The sequence below is a fragment of the Schleiferilactobacillus shenzhenensis LY-73 genome, assembly GCF_000469325.1.
Lineage (GTDB): Bacteria > Bacillota > Bacilli > Lactobacillales > Lactobacillaceae > Schleiferilactobacillus > Schleiferilactobacillus shenzhenensis.
Genome location: NZ_KI271631.1, coordinates 1 through 1,690, shown reverse-complemented (window position 1 = coordinate 1,690; position 1,690 = coordinate 1). Strand labels below are relative to the sequence as shown.

1 protein-coding gene is annotated in these 1,690 nt (G+C 52.0%); it reads right to left on the bottom strand.

The features are described 5' to 3' along the window. Positions 1-223: 223 nt before the first annotated feature. Positions 224-1,537: an IS1380 family transposase gene (locus L248_RS15490; protein WP_081701356.1), complete on the bottom strand. Its 1,314-nt coding sequence runs from the start codon at positions 1,535-1,537 to the stop codon at positions 224-226. Positions 1,538-1,690: the final 153 nt, after the last annotated feature.

Here is a 1,690-nt window from a genome sequence, read left to right as displayed (position 1 = left end):
CCTGAATTATGCACAGCTTGACCAAAATCTGGATTAGTTCGGTTTATCATGCGGATTTGGTCCAGATCAGCGGCTGAATTTTGGGGATTTGGGCCTGGTTTCTAAAAATGGGGCAGTGACGGGGCTCGTCACGGGTGTCTAACTGTTTTTCACGTACACGAAGGGAGTTTTTCGCAGACCTTCTGCTCAGCTGATTCTGTTATTTATCATGCACGGGTGGTGGTCATACCACGAATTCGAGCCGTTGGATCTTTTTCCAGATCCGGTAAATCAAGGCGTCATCGGGATCGCTTTGCGCCAGGCTAAGATGAAGCCCGCGGGCGTGGCTGGTCAACACCGCACCAACGTAAAAGATATGGGTGCGCAGCGTGGCCACCAGTTTGTCTCGCCACTTTTTCGGGAAGGTGAGCAAGGCCATCAAGCGGGTCAGGTTGTAAGCCAAAACGCCCATCATCATGCGTACTTCGTTGTCGGCCATCCGGTGACTGTCAGTTTTGGCCATCGCAAAGCCGTTCTTGCTTTCCTTGATGTAATCCTCCATGGTCCCGCGTGCACGATAAATTTCCACGACCCGGCGAGCGGGTACCGTCATGTTCGTCACGTAGTAGAGGTAATGCGGCACAGTCTCATTGATCCCTTGCTCGGCGCAAATGATCATGCGGCGTTTATGGCCACCCCACGTGTGGGCTAGGTATTGTTCCTCGTAATATCTGGTTTTGGGCGCTGCTTGTGCTTGGAACGCCGTATCCGCATTGAAGAAACCGACCGCATCATTATTGATCTTGGTGTTGTGGCTGAAAGCCAGCACGTAGTGGTTGTGGTGATCCTCTACCGAGTTGTAGAGGGCCGGCTTGGCGAAACCGGAATCGCCGCGAATGAGCAGCTGATGGTTGGGATACTCGTTTTGGAGAGCTTCCACGTAATCCTCTGCGTGCAGAGACGTGTAATTGTTTCCTGGGCGCAGGACAGCGCTGAGCAGCAGCTTAGCTTGGGCATCATACGCCACGAAAGGGTGATAACCATAGGCTTTGTAATGCGAGTTCCAGGCACTGCCTTCTTGCTTGCCAAAAGTATCCAGGTGGGTCGAGTCGATGTCCAGGGTGATCCGCCGATGCGGGTCCTGCTCTTCATATTGCTTGGCCAACGCTGAGTTGAGCAAGTGTAACTGAAGCCGGCCGTTTTGATCATTGCCAACTCGGGTAATAAAACGTGAAATATCGGTTTGGTGGGGCACTGGACCGATAAAGTCCAAATTGCTCAACAACGGATCATTGGCGAGCTGGTTAGCCGCGGAATCTTTATCGTACCCAGCGATCAAGCGCAGTGCATAGTGGCACACGAGGTCTGTGTTCGTGTACTTGCAGTACCGGCGCTTATCCACGGGGTGGAAAAGGGTATCGACCAGTTGCGGAAACTGAATCTTGTTCATGAATTCAGCGACGTTGAACATTCCCCCGAGGGACGTAACGTCAGGTCCATCCGCTGAAACGGACATCTTCGAGTTGCATTCAAGCGTCATTGTCGGTATGTTATTCATATGGAATCTCTCCTCTGCCTTTGGTTTAGTCGCTTAAAGTGTAGCACAGAGATCCCGTGACATTTCACCCACTGGGTGAAATGCTCAATAACGTATCGGCGGCGCAGCCCAACGGGTTACGCCGCATTTATTTTGAACTGTGCATTATCCAGG

Coding starts and splice junctions, on each gene's coding strand:
- L248_RS15490 (WP_081701356.1), bottom strand. CDS start 1,537: ATGAATAACATACCGACAATGACGCTTGAATGCAACTCGAAGATGTCC.